Below are 19593 nucleotides of genomic sequence, written 5' to 3'. Positions count from 1 at the left end.
AGTCGGATGACCGTGGGGGCCGCGCCCGGAATGCCCGCGGCCAGCAGCACCTCCCACAGCGCGTGCTCGCCGTACTGGAGGTAGACCGCCTGGTTGAGGTGGCCGCGGGTGTCGAGCTCGTACTCGCGGACGGCGATGCGAACGCTGAGCGGCTGGGGCACGTCAGTGCGTCCCTTCCTTGTTCCGTGTGGCCTACGGTGGTTCGGTCAGGTCGGGCGGTGCGGGCTGTATGAACGTGGCCCGTGGGCCGTCACGGTAGTTGGTGAGAGCGGCGTCGATCGGACCCGAGGAACAGGTGAGGACCGCATGACCCGCACCACCCCGCCCCGCCCGGTCGACGCCGAGGCCCTGTTCCCCGCCCTCGGTGACCATCGCCGTACCAGCACGCGCCTCCACCCGCGCCCCGGCACACCGAAGGCCGACGAGAGCTCGGTGGCCGGGCCGCTCCTGTGGCCCGCCGCTGAACCGTGGCCCGTGTGCACCGCCGTCCACCCCAAGGGCGGCGGGCACCGGCTGTCCGACGTGCGCCTCCAGCGGCGGATCCTCGACGAGGCATGGCACCGCACCCCCGCTACGGGTCCCACCGATGCGGAACGCGCGGTCCTGGAGAGCCTCCAGCCAGGACCGCACGCCCCGCACATCGCGGACGCGGACCCGATTCCGCTGCTCGCCGCCGCGCAGCTCTTCGCCCGCGACGTCCCCGACCTGACCGGACCGGACGGTTGTGACCTGCTCCAGGTCCTCTGGTGTCCTTTCGAAGTGCACGGCCCCGACCGGACCATCGAGGTCGTGCTGAAGTGGCGGCGCTCCCAGGACGTGGGCGAGGTCCTCGGCGTGATCCCTGAACCCGTAGTGGTGGGCAGGGCCGAATGCGTCCCGAACACGTGCGTGCTCCACCCCGAACAAGTGGTGGAGCACGAGTACGAGGGTCTGCTGGACGAGGACCTCCAGGAGGCCATCGAAGTGTGGGAGGGGGGAGACGACGAAGAGGACGATGACGCCTTCGACTCCTCCGCCACGGCCGTCTTCGACACGTACGAGGAGTACGAGGCCGCCATGGCCACCGCGCGCGCGGACCAGGATAACGAGGTGGCCTACCGGGGCGATCTGTCCATCGCGCCCGGCTGGAAGGTCGGCGGCTTCGCCTCGTGGCACCTCACCGACCCGGCGCACATCGATTGCGGAGTCTGCGGAGCACCGATGCCTCCGTTGCTCACGGTGGCCGTCAGCGAATGGGACGGGGCCTCGGAGAGCTGGATCCCGTTGGAGGACAAGGACTCCCTACCGGACAGCCGCATCAGCGACCCCACCGGTGTCTACCTCGGCCGTGGCCTCATGCGCGTCCACACCTGCCCCACCACCCCGGCGCACCCGCACCGGCTCAGCTTCCAGTAGGCGGCCCGCGTGCCGCCCGGTGGTCAGGCGTGGTTGACCGGGAGGACGTCCGGGGAGAGGGCGCCCGCGCGGGCCGCGGCCGAGGTCATCCGCTTGCGGTGGTGGCGGCGGCAGAGGACCTCGTACCCGATCTCGCCCGCCGGGCGGTTGACGTCGCCGACCACCACCTGGGCGCCCTCGACCACCATCTCGCCGCCCACCGTACGGGCGTTGTGCGTGGCGCGGGCACCGCACCAGCACAGGGCCTCCACCTGGAGCTGCTCCAGTCGGTCCGCCAGCTCGATCAGCCGCTGCGAACCCGGGAACAGCTTCGTCCGGAAGTCCGTCGTGATGCCGAAGGCGAAGACGTCCATGTCCAAGTCGTCCACGATGCGCGCCAGTTGGTCGATCTGGACGGGGGCCAGGAACTGGGCCTCGTCCACGATCACGTAGTCCGCCCTGCCGCCCTGGGAGATCTGCGCCACCAAGTACGCGTACAGGTCCATGCCCTCCGGCGCCTCGACCGCCTCCGTCACCAGGCCGAGCCGGGACGAGAGCTTGCCCTCGCCCGCCCTGTCGTCACGGGTGAAGATCACGCCCTGGAGTCCCCGCGCGTCACGGTTGTGGGCGATCTGGAGCGCCAGGGTGCTCTTTCCGCAGTCCATCGTTCCGGAGAAGAACACCAGCTCGGGCATGGGAAGTACGGGACCTTTCGGGACGTGGGAGGGACGCAGGTGACGGGCGGTGGGCCGGGCGGCCGGGCGGAGAAGGTCAGGTGCGGATTTCGAGCAGCGGGACGAGCTGCTCCGCCGCGGTCATCGAGCCGTGCATTCCGGCGAGGGCGGATTCGTTCGGCTCGTTGCGCGAGGCAGTGATCGCGACATCGGCCTGGGCGGCCGCCACCACGTCGCCGATGCGTCCGAGCACGCGCTCGTCGCACTCCCCCGGCGCGCCGAACCAGCCGAGTTCCAGGGCCTCTTCGCGGCTCGCGACCCAGAACCGGTCGCCGAGCACCTCGCGCCACACGGTCAGTACGTCGGCCTCGGCGCCCGGCACCGCGTACACGTGCCGGGCCCGGCCCTCGCCGCCCAGCAGCGCGACGCCGGCGCTCAGCTCCCAGTCCTCGTCGAAGTCGATCCGGGAGTCCTCGTCGAAGGGGACGTCGACCATGCCGTGGTCCGCGGTCACGTACAGGGCGGTGCGCGGCGGCAGTTGCTCGGCGAGCCGCTGGACGAGCCGGTCCACGTACATCAGCTGGCCGCGCCACGCGTCGGAGTCCACGCCGTGCCGGTGGCCGGCCCCGTCGAGCTCGCTGAAGTAGGTGTAGACGAGCGAGCGGTCACCGGCCGCGAGGCGCTCGGCCGCCAGGTCCATCCGCTCCTCGCCAGTCATCCGGCCGAGGAAGGTGCCGCCACTCAGCGCGATCTTGGTGAGCGGGGTGGTCTGGAAGGCGGGCGAGGACACCTGTGCGGTCGCCACCCCGGCCTTGTCGGCCTGCTGGAAGACGGTCGGGTACGGCTGCCAGGGCTTCGGCGAGGTCCACGGGTGCCAGCGGAGCTGGTTCATGAGTTCGCCCGTGGCGGGGTTGCGGACGGCGTAGCCGGGCAGGCCGTGGCGGGCCGGCGGCAGGCCGGTGCCCACGGAGGCGAGCGAGGTGGCGGTGGTCGCCGGGAAGCCCGCGGTGATCGGGCGGCCGGTGCCGCCGCGCGAGCTGCCGAGCAGGGAGGTGAGGTACGGGGCCTCGTCCGGGTGCGCCTTGATCTGCTCCCAACCCATGCCGTCGACCAGGAACACGCAGTTCCGGTCGGCCGGGGTCAGCTCGGTGATGGCGGCGGTGAACCCGGGGACGCCCTGGCCCGCCACGAGCGTGGGCAGCAGGTCGGCGAGCGACCCGACGCCGTACTCCGGGACGGGGGCGCCCGCCAGGTCCAGCAGCTCCGGCTCGGGCCACTCCTGTGCCGCGGAGTACGCCATCAGCGGGCGGAGGGGGAAGACGTCGCCGCGGTGGCCTCGCTGAGGGCCTGAGCGAAGACCAGGGTCTGGCGCACCGCCTCCGGCCCGTCGCCGGCTTCGCTGACCCGCAGGCTGAGGTCGTCGGCGGTGGAGTTGCCGGTGTAACCGTGGTCGGAGTCGCAGTTCGGGTCGCCGCAGGCGGCCGGCTCCAGGTCGATCCGGGAGACGGCGCCCCAGCCGATGGTCAGGACGACCTCGCGGGGCAGGGTGCCGGGGGTGTAGGACTCCGGGTTGGCGACGACGCGGCTCAGCACCACGGAGGAGATGCTGGACAGCTTGACCGACTCGGTGGAGGTGGTCGCGTACGGGGAGGGGGATCCGGCGTCGGCGGCCTGCTCGTCGGTGTGGCTGACGATGAAGCGGTTGCCGGTCAGGACCAGCACGGTGACGTGACGGCGCACCTCGTTGGAGTCGAAGGTCGTCTCCTGGTGGACCAGGTACGACGAGATCGGCTCGCCGCCCACCGCGGCCTCCACGGCCTCGGCCACGAGGGCCGGGTAGTAGCCGCTGCGCTCGATCGCCGTGCGCAGCCCCTGGGTCGTCGTACCGGATTTCGCCATGAGGTCCATCCTAAGGCCCGTACGGGCCCCTCAGGCCGCGCCGTACCCGGTCAGTAACTGGGGAGGGTCCGGGGGCCGAGATCGCCGCGGGCCGGCGGGTGGGCGACGCGGACGGTGGCGCTGAGCACGGAGACGCCTTCGGCGGCGACCACGACGGGCTCCAGTGAGACGCCGATCACCTCGGGGTGGTCGTCCACGAGGCGGGACAGCCGCAGGAGCAGTTCCTCCAGGGCGGGGGTGTCCACGGGATCGCTGCCGCGCCAGCCGAACAGGAGGGGTGCGGTCCGGATGGATCGGATCAGTCCGGCGGCATCCCGGTCGGTGGTCGGGACGAGCCGGTGCGCGGTGTCGCCGAGCAGCTCGGAAGCGACGCCGGCGAGCCCGAAGGAGAGGACGGCGCCCGCGGCGGGGTCGATGACGGAGCGGACGACGGTGTCCACCCCGCGCGCCACCATGGCCTGCACCACGGGCTGGAGCTCGGCCGGCTTGCCCAGCGCGTCGGTGAGCTCCTCGTACGAGCGCCTCAGCTCGGCCTCGTTCGTGAGGTCGAGGCGTACGCCGCCCAGGTCCGCGCGGTGCCGCAGGTGCGGCGCGGTGGTCTTGAGCGCCACCGGGTAGCCCAGCACCGCGGCGGCGCGGACCGCCGCGTCGGCGCTCGGCGCGGGCAGGGTGGGCAGGACGCGGATCCCGTAGCCGGCGAGCAGCTGGCGGGCGTCCCGGTCGGTCAGGGTCAGCACGGCGCCGGGGTCGACGTCCGTCAGCAGCCCGGCCAGCCGGTCCGCGGTCCCGGCCTCGTCGATGTCCTCGTACTCGGGGACCCGCCCGTCGTCGTCGGCGGCGGCCCGGCGCCACTGCCCGTACCGGACGGCCTCGGCGACGGCCTTGACCGCCCGCTCGGCGGCGGGGTAGCTGGGGATGCTGTCGCCGGCGGCGGACAGCGGACCGGCCGGTGCGGGGGGCGCGGGGTCCGCCACGGGGCCCCAGTTCCGGGGCGGGGCGGAATGCGGGGCGCCGCGCACGGCGGACAGGGCTTCGACGAGCTCGGCGAGCTCGACGTGGACCACCGCGACCGGCTTGCCCGGGTACTCGGCCACGGCTTCGCGCAGGGCACCGGCCAGGTCGTCCGCCGGAGCGTCCTCGCTCACCCACGGGATGGCCGTGACCACCACCGCGTCGCAGTCCTCGGAGCGCAGCGCGTCGGTCAGGGCGGCGCGGAAGTCCGCCGGCGCGGCCGCCGTCGTCAGGTCCAGCGGCGGCAGCGGCCGCAGGCCCTGGGTGAGGCAGGCGTCGTAGGTGAGGATCCCGAGGGATTCGGAGTTGCCGAGGATCGCGATCCGGGGACCGGCTGGCAGCGGCTGCGCCGCGAGCAGGAGGCCTACGTCCACCAGCTCGGTGACCGTGTCGACGCGGATGACGCCGGCCTGGCGCAGCAGCGCGGAGACGGTGGCCTCCGGGAGTCGGGTGTCGGGGACGACGTGCCCGGCCGGGCTGTGCCGGCCGCCCTTGGCGACGACCACCGGCTTGACGGCCGCGGTCCGGCGGGCGAGCCGGGTGAACTTGCGCGGGTTGCCGAGGGTTTCGAGGTAGAGCAGGGCGACGTCGGTTGCCCCGTCGTCGTACCAGTACTGGAGGATGTCGTTCCCGGACACGTCGGCGCGGTTGCCCGCGGAGACGAAGGAGGAGAGGCCCTCGCCGCGCCGGAGCAGGGCCGAGAGCAGGGCGATCCCGATCGCCCCGGACTGCGTGAACAGGCCGATCCGGCCGCGCGTCGGCATCGGCGCGGGGGTCAGGGAGGCGTTGAGTTCCACCTCCGGCGCGGTGTTGATCACGCCGTAGGCGTTCGGTCCGATCAGCCGCATCCCGTACGAGCGCACCTGCCGCACCAGTTCGCGCTGGCGGGCGAGTCCGGCCGGGCCGCTCTCCCCGTACCCGGCGGACAGGACGACGAGCCCCTGCACCCCGTGCTCGCCGCAGGCGGCCACCGCTTCGGGTACCCGGTCGGCCGGGACCGCGATCACCGCGAGGTCGACCGGGGCGGCGATGGCTTCGATGGTCCGGTAGGCCCGCACGCCGTCGAGCAGGTCGCGGGTGACGGCCTCGTTGACGGCGTACAGGTGGCCGTGGAAGCCGCTGTCGCGCAGGTTGCGCAGTGCGGCCGCGCCCACTCCTGCACCGGAGCGGCTGACTCCGACGACGGCCACCGAGCCGGGGGCGAGCAGCCGCTGGACCGAGTGTGCCTCGGCGCGCTGTTCGCGGGCGCGCTGCACGGCGAGGGACTCGGCGGTGGGTTCGAGGTCGAGGGTGAGGTGGACGGAGCCGTCCTCGAAGCTGCGCTTCTGCTGGTAACCGGCGTCCGTGAAGACTTTGATCATCTTGGTGTTGGCGGGCAGCACCTCGGCGGCGAACCGCCGGATGCCGCGCTCGCGGGCCACCGCGCCGATGTGTTCGAGGAGGGTGGAGGCGACCCCGCGGCCCTGGTGGGCGTCCTGGACGAGGAAGGCGACCTCGGCCTCGTCGGCGGGTCCGGAGGCGGGCCGGCCGTCGGCGCCGATGCGGTCGTAGCGGACGGTGCCGATGAACTCCCCGCCGATGGTGGCGGCGAGCCCGACCCGGTCCACGTAGTCGTGGTGCGTGAAGCGGTGCACGTCACGGTCGGAGAGCCGGGGGTAGGGAGCGAAGAACCGGTAGTACTTCGACTCGTCCGAGACCTGCTCGTAGAAGCTGACGAGCCGGCCCGCGTCCTCGGTGGTGATGGGCCGGATCCGGGCGGTGCCGCCGTCGCGCAGGACGACATCGGCTTCCCAGTGGGCCGGGTACGAGGGGTCCGACTCGATGGTCATGGGCCTACCTTACGGCCGGATCGGGCCGTCGAACCCTCGCGCGGCGCCGAGGCATGACGGGACGAACCAGGGCAAGCTGGGGAAGGCCGAACGGCGGAAAATTCAGGCCGGAGGTAGGCCCGAGCATTCCGGGTGCCATGAGAGACTGGTCTAGACAACCGTAAGAACCTGAAGGGCATCACCATGGCAGAGCGCCGCGTCAACGTTGGTTGGGCCGAGGGCCTGCACGCTCGTCCCGCCTCGATCTTCGTCCGTGCGACGACCGCTTCCGGCGTCCCGGTGACCATCGCGAAGTCCGGCGGCGACCCCGTCAACGCCGCCTCCATGCTGGCGGTCCTGGGCCTCGGCGCCCAGGGTGGCGAGGAGATCGTCCTCGCCTCCGAGGCCGAGGGTGCGGACGCCGCGCTCGACCGCCTCGCGAAGCTGGTCGCCGAGGGTCTCGAGGAGCTCCCCGAGACCGTCTGACCCTTCGGGTTCCACTTCACGCGCGAAGCCGCGGCCCCCGATCCGGGGGGCCGCGGCTTCGTCGTTCGCCAGAGCCCGGACCGAGGAGCCGAGCCGGACCCCGCCCCGGGGACGGTCGCGCGCTCGGGGCGACCCGGGAGCCGGGCTCCGGGCCCGCCCCATGCGCTCACCCCGCGGGACCGCGGGACCGCGCACCACGAAGAAATCCCGCTCGGCGAAAAAGGCCCGCCGAAATCCAGCCCGGCGCACGCCGAATTAAGCTCGGCCAGAATTCCGCACGGGGAATTGTTTCAACCCAACAACCCAACACAGACCGGCCACCGTACGGCGAATTCGAGCGATCCCACCCTTTGTATACGGCTCCTGTTAATGTCGGCCGCTCGACATGTTTACGGCAGGTTGCGAAGTGCTCACCGCCGGGCGGCGCCGCAGCCGGTGCGCCCCCGCCGCACGGTCGGCGTGGACCGCGGTCAGCGCCCGCGCCCGTTCGGCGTCGCCGCGCGCCACCGCGTCCACGATCGCCCCGTGCTCCGCCCAGGACTCCACGGGCCGGGCCGGCGCCTCCACCACGTACATCCACGCGATCTTGTGCCGCATCTGCGTGAGCAGCGCGATCAGCCCGGGGCTGCCGGAGGACTGTGCGAGCGTCTCGTGGAACCAGCCGCCCAGGGACCGCAGGTCCTCGCCCTGGCCCCGCCTGGCCCGCTCCTGCCCCAGCCTGACCAGCCCGCGCAGCACCTTGAGGTGCGCGTCGGTGCGCCGGCGGGCGGCCCTCGCGGCGGCGAGCGGCTCCAGGAGCATCCGCAGCTCCAACAGGTCCGCGGCCTCCTGCTCGGTCGGCTCCGCCACACAGGCCCCCGCGTGCCGCCGCGTGGTCACGAACCCCTCGGACTCCAGGGTCCGCAGGGCCTCGCGCACCGGGACGCGCGAGACCCCGTACCGGCGGGCCAGCACCTCCTCGGTCAGCCGGCCGCCCGGCTCGAACACCCCGGAGACGATGTCGTCGCGGATTGCCGTGCATACCGCGTGCGCAGGAATACGCAAGACCGAACCTCCGCCTATTTCCGACTGCCACCCTCATTGCACGCACATGCGCGTGCTGCGACTCTATTGCAACACACGATAATTTCCGAGAGCGGCCGGAAATACGAAACATTTGCACAAAGACGCAACACACAAAGACCCCGGCTCGGGGAGCCGGGGTCTTCGGTGAAGCGGTGCGAGGCGGTGTCAGAGGCTGACGCCGTGCGAGCGCAGGTACGAAATCGGGTCGATGTCCGAGCCGTACTGCGAACCCGTGCGGGCCTCGAAGTGCAGGTGCGGGCCGCTGGAGTTGCCGGTGGAGCCCGACAGGCCGATCTGCTGGCCCGGGGTGACCTGCTGGCCGACGGAGACATTCAGCGAGGTCATGTGCCCGTACTGGGTGTAGGTGCCGTCGTTGTGCTTGATGACGACGTTGTTGCCGTACGCGCCGCCCCAGCCGGCCTCGACGACGGTACCGAGGCCCACCGCGTGGACCGAGGTGCCGGAGGCGGCGTGGAAGTCGATGCCGGTGTGGGAGCCGGAGGACCACATGCCGCCGCCCGCGTGGTACTGCGTGCTGACGTACGAGCCGTCCACCGGGGCGACGAAGGTGTTGAGGCGCTTGCGCTCCTCCTCGCGGGCGGCGCGCTCGGCGGCCTCGCGCTCGACCTTCGCCTTGGCCTCGGCGAGGCGCTTGGCCTCCGCGGCCCGCTGCTTCGCGTCGGCCTCGGCCTGCGCCTTGACGGCGTCCTGCTCGGCGACGCGGTGCTGGGACTCGGCCTGGTCGGCTATGTCGCCCGCGAGGTCCTCGGCGACGACCACGGCACCCAGGCCGTTGTCCTGGCCGATGGTGCTGCTGTGGTTGTCCGCGGCGAAGGCCGGGCCGGCGAGGGAGCCGACGACGCCCGTGGTGGCGATCGCGGCGATACCGGCGTAACCGGCGGTCTTCTTGCTCAGGCGGCTGGAGCCACGGTGCTTACCGGTACCAGCGGGACGACTGCCAAGCGCCATGAAGGGGTTGATCCTTTCCTTCCTTCTCGCCTACCGGGTTAGCTGACGGGTTCGGAGCAGGAAGGTCTCCTACGGACCTCCTCTTGCGAGGGGGTCCGATTCACCCCAGGGACTCATGTGGGTCCCCGGCTCCCCAGGCTCGCGCCTGACGGGGACTCGGCGATCGCTGTCCGGTGCCGCGGGTGCGGCGAGTACAACTGACGGGCAGCACGGCCGACGCTAGGCGGATCATCAGTCAATCGCCAAACAGACACGGCTTTTTGTTGCGTACGCCACACCGCATACAAGCAACCTCGCCATTAAACGGACAAAAGGGGTTCCGGAGACAAGTCGCCAGAACCCCTTGCTGAAACCTTCAGCCGACCCTCAATGAGCCGTCATCCGCCGGTCAGTTGGAGACGACCGTGACCTCTCCGATCCCCAGGGCCCGCACGGGCTCCTCGATCAGCGCCGCGTCGCCCACCAGGACGGTGACCAACCGGTCCGCGGGGAAGGCCTGGACGACCGCCGTGGTCGCCTCCACCGTGCCCGTCGCGGCGAGCTGGGCGTACAACTGCGCCTGGTAGTCGTCCGGCAGTTCTTGCTCGACCTGATCGGCGAGGGTGCCTGCGACCGAGGCCGCCGTCTCGAACTTCAGCGGGGCCACGCCCACCAGGTTCTGCACGGCGACATCGCGTTCGGCGTCGGTCAGACCGCCCTCCGCGAGGGTGCGCAGCACCTTCCAGAGGTCCTCCAGCGCCGGTCCCGTGTTCGGGGTGTCCACCGAGCCGCTGATGGCGAGCATCGAGGCGCCCTTGCCGTCCGCGGTGGAGCGCAGCACCTGGCCGAAGGCGCGCACGCCGTAGGTGTACCCCTTCTCCTCGCGCAGCACCTTGTCCAGGCGCGAGGTGAGGGTGCCGCCCAGGCAGTACGTGCCCAGCGCCTGGGCCGCCCACACCCGGTCGTGGCGGTCCGCCCCGATCCGCCCGATCAGCAGCTGCGTCTGGACCGCGCCGGGCCGGTCGACGATGACCACGCGGCCGGTGTCGTCGGCGGTCACCGGCGGCACCGGGAGGGCGGCGGCCGTGTTGCCCGTCCAGGTGCCCAGGGTGTCCGCCAGCACGGCGTCCAGGTCGATGCCGGTCAGGTCGCCGACGACCACCGCGGTGGCGGTGGCGGGGCGCACGTGGGCCTCGTAGAAGGCGCGCACGGCGGCGGAGTCGATCCGGGCGACCGTCTCCTCGGTGCCCTGGCGCGGCCGGGACATCCGCAGGGTGGCCGGGAAGAGCTCCTTGGAGAGCTGCTGGGCGGCGCGGCGCTGCGGGTTGGCCAGCTCGTGCGGGATCTCGTCGAGCCGGTTGCGCACCAGCCGGTCGACCTCGGCGTCGGCGAAGGCGGGGGCGCGCAGCGCCTCGGCGAGCAGGCCCAGTGCCTTGGGCAGCCGGGAGGCCGGGACCTCCAGCGAGACCCGCAGGCCGGGGTGGTCGGCGTGCGCGTCCAGGGTGGCGCCGCAGCGCTCCAGCTCGGCCGCGAACTCCTCGGCGGAGTGCTTGTCGGTGCCCTCGGAGAAGGCCCGCGCCATGATGGTCGCCACGCCGTCCAGGCCCTCGGGCTCGGCGTCGAGCGGGGCGGCGAGGTTGACCTCGACCGCGACGACCTGCTGGCCCGGCCGGTGGCAGCGCAGCAGGGTCAGCCCGTTGGACAGCTGTCCGCGGTCGGGGGCCGGAAAGGCCCACGGCTGCGGTTCGCCGGCCCGCGGGCGCGGGTGGAAGGTCATCGTGACGGCTGCCGTGTCGCTCACTGCTCCGCCCCTTCGTTCTCGTCGGAGTCGTCGGACTCGTCGTGCTGGTCGGACTCGTCGGCCGCGAGCGGCTCGTAGACGAGCACCGCGCGGTTGTCCGGGCGCAGTCGGGCCGCGGCCACGGCCTGTACCTCCTCGGCGGTGACGTCGAGGACGCGCTGGACGGCGGTCAGCGCCAGCTGCGGGTCGCCGAACAGCACCGCGAAGCGGCACAGTTCGTCGGCGCGGCCGGCCACCGTGCTCAGCCGGTCCAGCCACTCGCGCTCCAGCTGTGCCTGGGCGCGCTCCATCTCCTCGGCCGTCGGGCCCTCGGCGGCGAACCGCGCGAGCTCCTCGTCCACGGCCGCCTCGATGGCGGGGATCTCGACCCCGCTGGAGGTCTTGACGTCCAGCCAGCCCAGCGAGGGGGCCCCGGCCAGGCGCAGCATGCCGAAGCCGGCCGCGACGGCGCTCTGGTCGCGGCGCACCAGCCGGTTGTGCAGCAGCGAGGACTCGCCGCCGCCCAGGATGGTCAGCGCCACGTCCGCGGCGTCGCACTCGCGGGTGCCGTCGTGCGGCAGCCGGTAGGCGGCCATCAGCGCACGCGCCGGGACCTCCTCGACGATCTCCTCGCGCAGCTGCTCCCCGATGACGTCGGGCAGCGATCCGTCGCGGGGCGGCTGCTTGCCGTCGTGCGCGGGGATGGTGCCGAAGTACTTCTCGACCCAGGCGAGCGTCTGCTCGGGGTCGATGTCCCCGACGACCGAGAGCACCGCGTTGTTCGGCGCGTAGTACGTGCGGAAGAAGGTGCGCGCGTCCTCCAGGGAGGCGGCGTCCAGGTCGGCCATGGAGCCGATCGGGGTGTGGTGGTACGGGTGGCCCTCGGGGTACGCCAGGGCGGTGAGCTTCTCGAAGGCCGTGCCGTAGGGAACGTTGTCGTACCGCTGACGGCGCTCGTTCTTGACGACGTCGCGCTGGTTCTCCATGGACTCGTCGTCCAGGGCGGCCAGCAGCGACCCCATCCGGTCCGCCTCCAGCCAGAGCGCGAGCTCCAGCTGGTGGGTCGGCATCGTCTCGAAGTAGTTGGTGCGCTCGAAGCTGGTGGTGCCGTTGAGGGAACCGCCGGCGCCCTGGACCAGTTCGAAGTGCCCGTTGCCGGGTACGCTCGCCGATCCCTGGAACATCAGGTGCTCGAAGAGGTGAGCCAGGCCGGTGCGTCCCTTGACTTCGTGGCGCGAGCCGACGTCGTACCAGAGGCAGACCGCGGCGACCGGGGTCAGGTGGTCCTCGGACAGCACCACGCGCAGGCCGTTGGCCAGCCGGTGCTCGGTCGCTGTCAGGCCGCCGGAGCCGGCCTGGGCTGTGGCCGTGTGACCCATGGGCATGTGGTCCCTTCGATCGCGATGCAGAGATTTCTTATCGACCTGCCACTGTATGCAAGCGCGCCGACCGCCGGATAAGTTCCCGGGTCACTCCCCCGCACTCCGTCCGGGGGACCCCCGGGGTCGGAGTCGGCGTTGTCGGTGCGTCGGGCCACAATGGTCCGCGTCGTACCCTCGCCGGACACCACAAGACCGCCAGACCCAGCCAGACCCCCCGCCCGACACCCAGCACACCCCATTTTGGTTAAGGAGCCGCGCAGCGATGGCCCGCCGCAGCACGAAGACCCCGCCGCCGGAGGATTTCGAGGAGAAGATCCTCGACATCGACGTCGTCGACGAAATGCAGGGCTCCTTCCTCGAGTACGCGTACTCGGTGATCTACTCCCGTGCCCTGCCCGACGCCCGGGACGGCATGAAGCCGGTGCACCGGCGCATCGTCTACCAGATGAACGAGATGGGCCTGCGCCCCGACCGCGGCTACGTGAAGTGCGCCCGTGTCGTCGGCGAGGTCATGGGCAAGCTCCACCCGCACGGTGACGCGTCGATCTACGACGCCCTCGTGCGCATGGCCCAGCCCTTCTCCATGCGGCTGCCGCTGGTCGACGGCCACGGCAACTTCGGCTCGCTCGGCAACGACGACCCGCCGGCCGCGATGCGTTACACCGAGTGCAAGATGGCCGACGCCACCTCGCTGATGACGGAGTCGATCGACGAGGACACCGTCGACTTCACCGCCAACTACGACGGCCAGGAGCGGGAGCCGGTCGCCCTGCCCGCCGCGTACCCGAACCTGCTGGTCAACGGCGCGTCCGGGATCGCGGTCGGCATGGCCACCAACATGCCCCCGCACAACCTCGGCGAGGTCATCGCGGCCGCCCGCCACCTGATCCGGTACCCGCAGGCGGACCTCGAGGCGCTGATGCGCTTCGTACCGGGTCCCGATCTGCCCACCGGCGGCCGGATCGTCGGGCTCTCGGGCATCAAGGACGCCTACGAGAAGGGCCGCGGCACCTTCAAGATCCGTGCGACGGTGGCTGTGGAGGACGTGACGGCGCGCCGCAAGGGCCTGGTCGTCACCGAACTGCCCTTCACGGTCGGCCCCGAGAAGGTCATCGCGAAGATCAAGGACCTGGTCGGCTCGAAGAAGCTCCAGGGCATCGCCGACGTCAAGGACCTCACCGACCGCTCGCACGGCCTGCGCCTGGTCATCGAGATCAAGAACGGCTTCCACCCGGAGGCCGTGCTGGAGCAGCTTTACAAGCTGACGCCGATGGAGGAGTCCTTCGGCATCAACAACGTGGCGCTGGTGGACGGGCAGCCCCTGACGCTGGGCCTCAAGGAGCTGCTGGAGGTCTACCTCGACCACCGCTTCGAGGTCGTCCGGCGGCGCAGCGAGTTCCGCCGCACCAAGCGCCGGGACCGGCTGCACCTGGTCGAGGGCCTGCTGGTGGCGCTCCTCGACATCGACGAGGTCATCCGGCTCATCCGGGACAGCGACAACTCCGCGCAGGCCAAGTCCCGGCTGATGGAGCGGTTCTCGCTGAGCGAGATCCAGACCCAGTACATCCTGGACACGCCGCTGCGCCGACTCACCCGGTTCGACCGGATCGAGCTGGAGTCCGAGCGCGACCGGCTGACGGGCGAGATCGACGAGCTGACCGGGATCCTGGAGTCGGACAGCGAGCTGCGCAAGCTGGTCTCCGCGGAACTGGCCGCGGTCGCGAAGAAGTTCGGCACCGAGCGCCGTACGGTGCTGCTGGAGTCCGCGGGCACCGCGGTGGCGGCCGTTCCGCTCGAGGTCGCGGACGACCCGTGCCGGGTGCTGCTGTCCTCCACGGGCCTGCTGGCCCGCACGGCGAACGGCGAGGCGCTGCCGGAGGAGGAGGGCGGCGCCCGCGCCAAGCACGACCTGATCGTCTCGCAGGTCGCCGCGACCGCCCGGGCCGATGTCGGCGCGGTCACCTCGTACGGGCGTCTGCTGCGGCTGTCGGTGATCGACCTGCCGCAGCTGCCGGACACGCACGCCGCGCCGAACCTGGCGGGCGGCGCCCCGGTCTCGGAGTTCCTCTCCGGGCTGGAGGCGGACGAGAAGGTGATCTGCCTGACCTCGCTGGACGAGTCCTCGCAGGGCCTCGCGCTGGGCACCGAACAGGGCGTGGTCAAGCGCGTCGTGCCGGACTACCCGGCGAACAAGGACGAGCTGGAGGTCATCACCCTCAAGGACGGCGACCGGATCGTCGGCGCGGTCGAGCTGCGCACGGGTGAGGAGGATCTGGTCTTCATCACCGACGACGCCCAGCTGCTGCGCTACCCGGCGGGCCAGGTCCGCCCGCAGGGCCGTCCGGCGGGCGGTATGGCGGGCATCAAGCTCGCCGACGGCGCCAAGGTGATCCACTTCTCCGCCGTGGATCCGGCGCGGGACGCGGTGGTCTTCACGGTGGCGGGCTCGCAGGGGACCCTGGACGGCTCGGTGCTGTCCGGGAAGCTGACCCCCTTCGACCAGTACCCGCGCAAGGGCCGGGCCACGGGCGGCGTGCGCTGCCAGCGGTTCCTGAAGGGCGAGGACGTACTGGTCCTGGCCTGGGCGGGCGGTTCCCCCGTCCGCGCCGCGGCGGCGAACGGCACTCCGGCCGAGCTGCCGATCGTGGACCCGCGCCGGGACGGCTCCGGGGCGGCGCTGCCGTCGACGGTCGCGGCGTTGGCGGGAGCCGCGCTGTAGGTCGCGGGAGGGCGTTCGGGTGGTGCGACCGGGGGGACGTACCACCCGAATGCCGACTAGTGTTTTCCCCCAGGACGTGGTGGGGGGAGAACGCAGCTGATGAGCCGTCGAGCGGGCAGCGGACTGATCGGGAACTGGGCGGAGGCCCAGCGCCGGCAGCAACAGACGCAGCTGGTCCAGCAACGGGAGGCGGAGCGCCGGCAGCGGGCCCACGAACGGGACGCGAACCGGAGCCACAGGCAGTACCGCGAGGCCGAGGCCCTACGGCGTACCGCACAGCTCGACGCCGAGGTCGAAGCCCTCAAGGGCCTGTTGGTCGCGGGCTGCCGGACACCGGCGTTCCGGATTTCCGCCCTGGCCCGGCCCGACCGGCTGCAGCCCTTCGACCCCGGGGCCCTGGCGCACCCGGTGCCGATGCCCCGCATCGAGGACTTCCAGCAGCGGAGCAGCGGCTGGACGCTCGGCTCGAACCACCGGGCGCAGGCGGAGCGGGAGGCGCACGCCCGCTACACCCAGGCCTGGCAGACCGCGAACGCCGCGGAGGCGCAGCGCCAGCAGCAACTGGCCGCGTACCGGCAGCAGTACGACCGGTGGGCGGCGGAGCAGATCGCCGGCGTACGGGCGCACAACGGCGGGCTCACGGAGCTGGCGGAGGCGCTGCGCGCGGGTGATGCCGAGGCGGCGGTGGAGTACTTCTCGGCGGCCCTGTACGCCTCGACCGCCTGGCCCGAGGGGCTGCCGAGGCAGGTGGCGGCCGCGTACGATCCGGCCGCGCGCCAGCTGGTGTTGGACTGGGAGCTGCCCGGGTACGCGGTGGTACCGGAGGCCCGGGCGGTGCAGTACCTGCCGAGCACGGACCAGGACAAGGTGAAGCCCCGCCCGGTCACGGAACGACGGGCGCTGTACCGGGACCTGCTGGCCCAGTGCGTGCTGTTGGTGGTGCGCGAGCTGTACGCGGCGGACGAATTCGGCGCACTGGACTCGGTCGTGGTCAACGGCTTCGTGGACTGCCACGATCCGGTGACGGGCCAGGAGGCGCGGTTCGTGCTCGCCACCGTGCCGGCGGCGCGCAGCGCCTTCTCCGGACTGCGGCTGGAACAGGTCAGTGCGGTGGACTGTCTGGTCGCGGGGCTGGGCGGGCTGCTGTCGACGCGGCCCGACCAGCTGACGGCGGTGCGCCCCGGGCGCCGGCCCGACGAGGTCGGCGGGGGTGTCGTCAGCCACGGCGGGCACGCGGGCGACGGGGACGATGACGAGCCGGATCTCTTCGCGATGGACCCGATCGCCTTCGAGAACCTGGTCGCCGAGCTGTTCCGGGCGATGGGCATGGAGGCGGTGACCACGCAACGGTCGGGAGACGGCGGGGTCGACGTGGAGGCGGTGGACCCGGCGCCGATCCGGGGCGGTCGGATCGTCGTGCAGGTCAAGCGCTACCGCAACACGGTGCCGCCGACGGCCGTGCGTGATCTGTACGGCACGGTCCAGGACAAGGGGGCGAACAAGGGGGTGCTGGTCACCACCGCGTCCTTCGGCCCCGGGTCGTACACCTTTGCTAACGGCAAGCCGCTGGAGTTGGTTCCCGGGGCGGACCTGGTCGAGCTGCTCCACCAGTACGGCCTGCGCGGCCGGCTCGGCAGCGGCGCCACGCCACCGGCCCGGCGGGCGGCAGAACCGGCTCCCCCGGCCGAGCACAACGTGCTCGGCATGTCCTGGTCGGGTTCGGTGGCCCTCGACGTGTGCGCGCTCGTCTGCACGGGCAACCGGGTGCTGAGCGAGGAACACTTCGTCTTCTTCAACAACCCGCGGACCCCGGACGGTTCGGTACGGGCCCGCGCGCACGCTGCGCCCGACAAGGCAGCGCTGGAGGTCTCCTTCGACGCCCTGCCCCCGCAAGCAGACCGGCTGGTCCTCGTGGCCGCGATCGATCCGGAGGTCGATCCCCGCGCCGACCTCGCCGGCTTCACCGACGCCCACATCCGGCTGCTGTCCGCGGGCGGCGAAGAACTGGGCCGGCTCGACGTCTCCGACGGGCGCGCCGGCGAAACGGCCCTGGTCCTCGGTTCGTTCCGGCACCGCTCCAACGGCGACTGGGACTTCGTGATCGGCGGCAAGGGCTACCGGGGAGGCCTGGAGGCCCTGTTGGGCGAGTTCGGGGTCGAGGTCGCCTAGCCGGCCCAGTGCTCTGACCGGGAACGCTTGCCGGGTTGGCGGCTCGACCGGGAACATCGGCGCAACCACCGGGCCCGCCAACGACCCGCTGCTCGATCTGCGAGGTCGGTCTCAGCGATCTGCACCCGCCGCGCGATGTCCCCGATCGAGCGCGAGCCGCCCGCAGGTGCGCCGTTCGCCCTTGGGACAGCAGGCCCGCGGGAGCGCACCCACAACCGACGGGTGCGTCACCGGTGCACGTTCTACGCGTTCGGGTCCCAGTCCGCGAGCTGCTCCATCGGCTCGGTGTCGCCGGTGGTCTCCAGGCCGTCGAGCGGGATGCGCGCGTAGAAGTAGAGGACCAGTTCGCTCGCTGCGCCTCGCATCGCCATGTCACCCGGCTCCGCGTCGGCGGCGAGGTCGTCGCAGCGGACGCCGTCGGCGTTGAGGGTCAGGCGCCAGGAGGGGCCCTCGGTCGTGTGCAGGTCGATGGTCGCCGGCTTGAACGGCCAGGGGACGGTCGTCGCCGCGACGGTCGTCAGGAACTCGTCGACGCCCTCGACCGCGACATCCGTCGGCAGCGGCTGTGCTGCCCCCTGGGTGAGCTGGACGTCGTAGGTGTGGACGGCGAACTCCTGGATCTGGTGCCTCGCCAACGCCCCGCTGTTCTCCGGGGCCTGCGAGCGGCCCCACCAGGTCCAGCAGCCGCGGTCCGGGCCGGCCTCGCGCATCGCGTCGAGCATGAGCTCGGTCGACTCGGCGAGCCAGGCGTCCAGGGCTTCGCGGTCGCGGGGCGCGGTCGGGGCGCCCTTCGGGTCCGTCCTCGCCGGGGGCTCGGCGCCCGGGCCCGCCGCGACGATGGCGGCCTGACGGCGGCGGCCGTCGCCGAGGTGCTGCGCCAGTTCGCGCAGCGTCCAGTCCGGGCAGGTCGGGACCTGGACGTCAAGGTCGGGGGCGGACGCGATCGAGGCGCGGAACGCGGCCGAGCGGTCTTCGATCAGCCGCAGGACCTCGGGAAACTCTAAAGTGTTGTGCACCTCGGTTGTGTATCACGGCGCTCCGGCTGCCGGGTAACGAATTTGTCGGACGAACGCGTCGGCGGCCGGGCGGAGCCCCGCCGCCGCCAACCCGGTGCACGTTCCCAATCGGAGCACCAGGGTGGTGACGCCCTCAGGTCTCGTCCGAGCCGGTCCCGGGAACCCCGCTCCCGGGCTCCGCGGGCCGGGCGACGTACCGCAGTACGCCCCACATGCTCTCGGGACGCGCCTCGTGCGGGGCCGCTTCGCGGCAGGCTTCCAGTTCGCGCAACAGACCCGGCCCGTCGGTGCCGGAGCCGATCAGGACGAGCTGGCTCACGCGCGCTTCGCCCCGCCCCCAGGGCCTCGGCGCGAAGCGGAGGAAGCGGCCGACCGCGTGGACCTCGTAGCGCTCCTCGTGCCCGGGTACGCCGAAGTAGACGAAGCCCTTGATCCGGTAGAGCCCGGCCGGACGCCGGTCAAGGAAGTCGATGAACCGGCGGGGGGACAGCGCCTGCTCGGAGGTGAACTCCGTGCTCTCGTACGCGGCGTGCGCATGGTCACAGCGGCCGTGGCCGTGCTCGGGGCCGTGCTCGTGGTCGTGCTCGTGGTCGTCGGCCTCCGCGAGCAGGTCCTCGAAGGAGAGCTGTCCCCGGGTCTCGGTCCAGGGCCTGCGGTCGAAGAGCAGTTCCGGATCGATCCGCCCGTGATCGGTGGCCATGACCGGGGTGCCCGCGGCGCAAACCACGGCGAGCTGCTGCTCGATCCGGGCCCGCTCGACCGCGTCCACCCGGTCGATCTTGTTGAGCACCACCAGGTCCGCGACGGCGAGGTGGCGGTCGGTCTCCGGGTGCCTGGTACGGATGGCGTCGAATTCGGCGGCGTCCACGACCTCCACCATCCCGCCGTAGCGGATGGCGGGATTCTCGCTGGCCATGAGCATCCGGATCATCTCCTGGGGCTCGGCCAGTCCGCTCGCCTCGATGACGATCACGTCGATCCGGTGGACGGGGGCGGAGAGCTTCTCCAGGTACGCGTCGAGTTCGCTGCCGTCGACGGCGCAGCACAGGCAGCCGCCGCCGAGGGAGACCATGGAGTCCCCGACCTGTCCGGCCACCGACATCGCGTCGACCTCGATCGATCCGAAGTCGTTGACGACGACCCCGATGCGGGTACCCCCGCGACCGGCGAGGAGGTGGTTCAGCACGGTGGTCTTGCCGGATCCGAGGAAACCGGCGAGGACGACGACGGGGATGGGCTGCCTGCTGTTCACCCGGTCGATC

General features: G+C 72.0%; 14 protein-coding genes, 1 pseudogene and 1 riboswitch. Of the genes and pseudogenes, 4 read left to right on the top strand and 11 right to left on the bottom strand.

Going from position 1 to position 19593, the window contains the following annotated elements; all coding sequences use genetic code 11:
- Window positions 1–26 precede the first annotated feature (26 nt).
- Window positions 27–161 (bottom strand): annotated as a pseudogene (locus tag ACIQK6_RS22545) (thioesterase); the annotation flags it as partial.
- 145 nt (window positions 162–306) lie between these two features.
- Here ACIQK6_RS22545 and ACIQK6_RS22540 point away from each other — a divergent pair.
- Window positions 307–1395: a hypothetical protein gene (locus tag ACIQK6_RS22540; RefSeq protein ID WP_329098598.1), complete on the top strand. Its 1089-nt coding sequence runs from the start codon at window positions 307–309 to the stop codon at window positions 1393–1395.
- Between the two features lie 23 nt (window positions 1396–1418).
- Here ACIQK6_RS22540 and ACIQK6_RS22535 read toward each other — a convergent pair whose 3' ends face one another.
- The 4 genes from ACIQK6_RS22535 to ACIQK6_RS22520 form a co-directional block, all read right to left on the bottom strand.
- Complete coding sequence (locus tag ACIQK6_RS22535; protein ID WP_329098599.1) at window positions 1419–2069, bottom strand: thymidine kinase; 651 nt, start codon at window positions 2067–2069, stop codon at window positions 1419–1421.
- A gap of 76 nt (window positions 2070–2145) precedes the next feature.
- Window positions 2146–3348, bottom strand: a complete 1203-nt coding sequence (locus ACIQK6_RS22530; RefSeq protein ID WP_329098601.1) for a nucleotide pyrophosphatase/phosphodiesterase family protein — start codon at window positions 3346–3348, stop codon at window positions 2146–2148.
- Window positions 3348–3947, bottom strand: a complete 600-nt coding sequence (locus tag ACIQK6_RS22525) for a DUF5998 family protein (protein ID WP_069924106.1) — start codon at window positions 3945–3947, stop codon at window positions 3348–3350. The genes ACIQK6_RS22530 and ACIQK6_RS22525 overlap by 1 nt, the downstream gene beginning before the upstream one ends.
- A 50-nt stretch (window positions 3948–3997) precedes the next feature.
- Window positions 3998–6787, bottom strand: coding sequence for a GNAT family N-acetyltransferase (locus ACIQK6_RS22520; protein ID WP_329098602.1), 2790 nt, complete (start codon window positions 6785–6787; stop codon window positions 3998–4000).
- A 183-nt stretch (window positions 6788–6970) separates the two neighbouring features.
- On the opposite strand from ACIQK6_RS22520, the gene ACIQK6_RS22515 reads away from it, so the two are divergent.
- Window positions 6971–7252, top strand: a complete 282-nt coding sequence (locus tag ACIQK6_RS22515) for an HPr family phosphocarrier protein (protein ID WP_030012489.1) — start codon at window positions 6971–6973, stop codon at window positions 7250–7252.
- Window positions 7253–7618: 366 nt separating this feature from the next.
- Here ACIQK6_RS22515 and ACIQK6_RS22510 read toward each other — a convergent pair whose 3' ends face one another.
- From ACIQK6_RS22510 to ACIQK6_RS22495, 4 genes are all read right to left on the bottom strand, one after another.
- Window positions 7619–8296 carry a GntR family transcriptional regulator gene (locus tag ACIQK6_RS22510; RefSeq protein WP_329098604.1) on the bottom strand — a complete coding sequence of 226 codons (678 nt, stop codon included), beginning with the start codon at window positions 8294–8296 and terminating at the stop codon, window positions 7619–7621.
- A 186-nt stretch (window positions 8297–8482) separates the two neighbouring features.
- Window positions 8483–9286, bottom strand: a complete 804-nt coding sequence (locus ACIQK6_RS22505) for a peptidoglycan DD-metalloendopeptidase family protein (protein ID WP_329098606.1) — start codon at window positions 9284–9286, stop codon at window positions 8483–8485.
- 12 nt (window positions 9287–9298) lie between these two features.
- Window positions 9299–9458: riboswitch (cyclic di-AMP (ydaO/yuaA leader) on the bottom strand.
- A 216-nt stretch (window positions 9459–9674) separates the two neighbouring features.
- Window positions 9675–11042: a pitrilysin family protein gene (locus ACIQK6_RS22500; RefSeq protein ID WP_329107580.1), complete on the bottom strand. Its 1368-nt coding sequence runs from the start codon at window positions 11040–11042 to the stop codon at window positions 9675–9677.
- A 20-nt stretch (window positions 11043–11062) separates the two neighbouring features.
- The gene (locus ACIQK6_RS22495) at window positions 11063–12424 is read right to left on the bottom strand and encodes a pitrilysin family protein (RefSeq protein WP_329098608.1); all 1362 of its coding nucleotides are present in this window, start codon (window positions 12422–12424) and stop codon (window positions 11063–11065) included.
- A gap of 265 nt (window positions 12425–12689) precedes the next feature.
- Between ACIQK6_RS22495 and ACIQK6_RS22490 the strand changes: the two genes are divergently transcribed.
- Window positions 12690–15146 (top strand): DNA topoisomerase IV subunit A, encoded by a 2457-nt coding sequence (locus ACIQK6_RS22490; protein ID WP_329098610.1) that lies wholly within the window; start codon window positions 12690–12692, stop codon window positions 15144–15146.
- Between the two features lie 99 nt (window positions 15147–15245).
- Window positions 15246–17315 (top strand): restriction endonuclease, encoded by a 2070-nt coding sequence (locus ACIQK6_RS22485; RefSeq protein ID WP_402695317.1) that lies wholly within the window; start codon window positions 15246–15248, stop codon window positions 17313–17315.
- Between the two features lie 242 nt (window positions 17316–17557).
- Here ACIQK6_RS22485 and ACIQK6_RS22480 read toward each other — a convergent pair whose 3' ends face one another.
- Window positions 17558–18331: a maleylpyruvate isomerase family mycothiol-dependent enzyme gene (locus tag ACIQK6_RS22480; protein ID WP_329098613.1), complete on the bottom strand. Its 774-nt coding sequence runs from the start codon at window positions 18329–18331 to the stop codon at window positions 17558–17560.
- A gap of 133 nt (window positions 18332–18464) precedes the next feature.
- Window positions 18465–19583, bottom strand: a complete 1119-nt coding sequence (locus tag ACIQK6_RS22475; protein ID WP_329098614.1) for a GTP-binding protein — start codon at window positions 19581–19583, stop codon at window positions 18465–18467.
- Window positions 19584–19593: the final 10 nt, after the last annotated feature.

The organism is Streptomyces sp. NPDC091682 (genome assembly GCF_044756625.1).
Lineage (GTDB): Bacteria > Actinomycetota > Actinomycetes > Streptomycetales > Streptomycetaceae > Streptomyces.
The sequence above is the reverse complement of the archived record's forward strand: the minus strand, read 5'-3'. Positions and strand labels throughout refer to the sequence as shown.

What these genes read in the sequence shown, in the direction of transcription:
- ACIQK6_RS22540 (WP_329098598.1), top strand. Translation starts at nt 307, where the DNA reads ATGACCCGCACCACCCCGCCCCGCCCGGTCGACGCCGAGGCCCTGTTC.
- ACIQK6_RS22535 (WP_329098599.1), bottom strand. Translation starts at nt 2,069, where the DNA reads ATGCCCGAGCTGGTGTTCTTCTCCGGAACGATGGACTGCGGAAAGAGC.
- ACIQK6_RS22530 (WP_329098601.1), bottom strand. Translation starts at nt 3,348, where the DNA reads ATGGCGTACTCCGCGGCACAGGAGTGGCCCGAGCCGGAGCTGCTGGAC.
- ACIQK6_RS22525 (WP_069924106.1), bottom strand. Translation starts at nt 3,947, where the DNA reads ATGGCGAAATCCGGTACGACGACCCAGGGGCTGCGCACGGCGATCGAG.
- ACIQK6_RS22520 (WP_329098602.1), bottom strand. Translation starts at nt 6,787, where the DNA reads ATGACCATCGAGTCGGACCCCTCGTACCCGGCCCACTGGGAAGCCGAT.
- ACIQK6_RS22515 (WP_030012489.1), top strand. Translation starts at nt 6,971, where the DNA reads ATGGCAGAGCGCCGCGTCAACGTTGGTTGGGCCGAGGGCCTGCACGCT.
- ACIQK6_RS22505 (WP_329098606.1), bottom strand. Translation starts at nt 9,286, where the DNA reads ATGGCGCTTGGCAGTCGTCCCGCTGGTACCGGTAAGCACCGTGGCTCC.
- ACIQK6_RS22500 (WP_329107580.1), bottom strand. Translation starts at nt 11,042, where the DNA reads ATGACCTTCCACCCGCGCCCGCGGGCCGGCGAACCGCAGCCGTGGGCC.
- ACIQK6_RS22495 (WP_329098608.1), bottom strand. Translation starts at nt 12,424, where the DNA reads ATGGGTCACACGGCCACAGCCCAGGCCGGCTCCGGCGGCCTGACAGCG.
- ACIQK6_RS22490 (WP_329098610.1), top strand. Translation starts at nt 12,690, where the DNA reads ATGGCCCGCCGCAGCACGAAGACCCCGCCGCCGGAGGATTTCGAGGAG.
- ACIQK6_RS22485 (WP_402695317.1), top strand. Translation starts at nt 15,246, where the DNA reads ATGAGCCGTCGAGCGGGCAGCGGACTGATCGGGAACTGGGCGGAGGCC.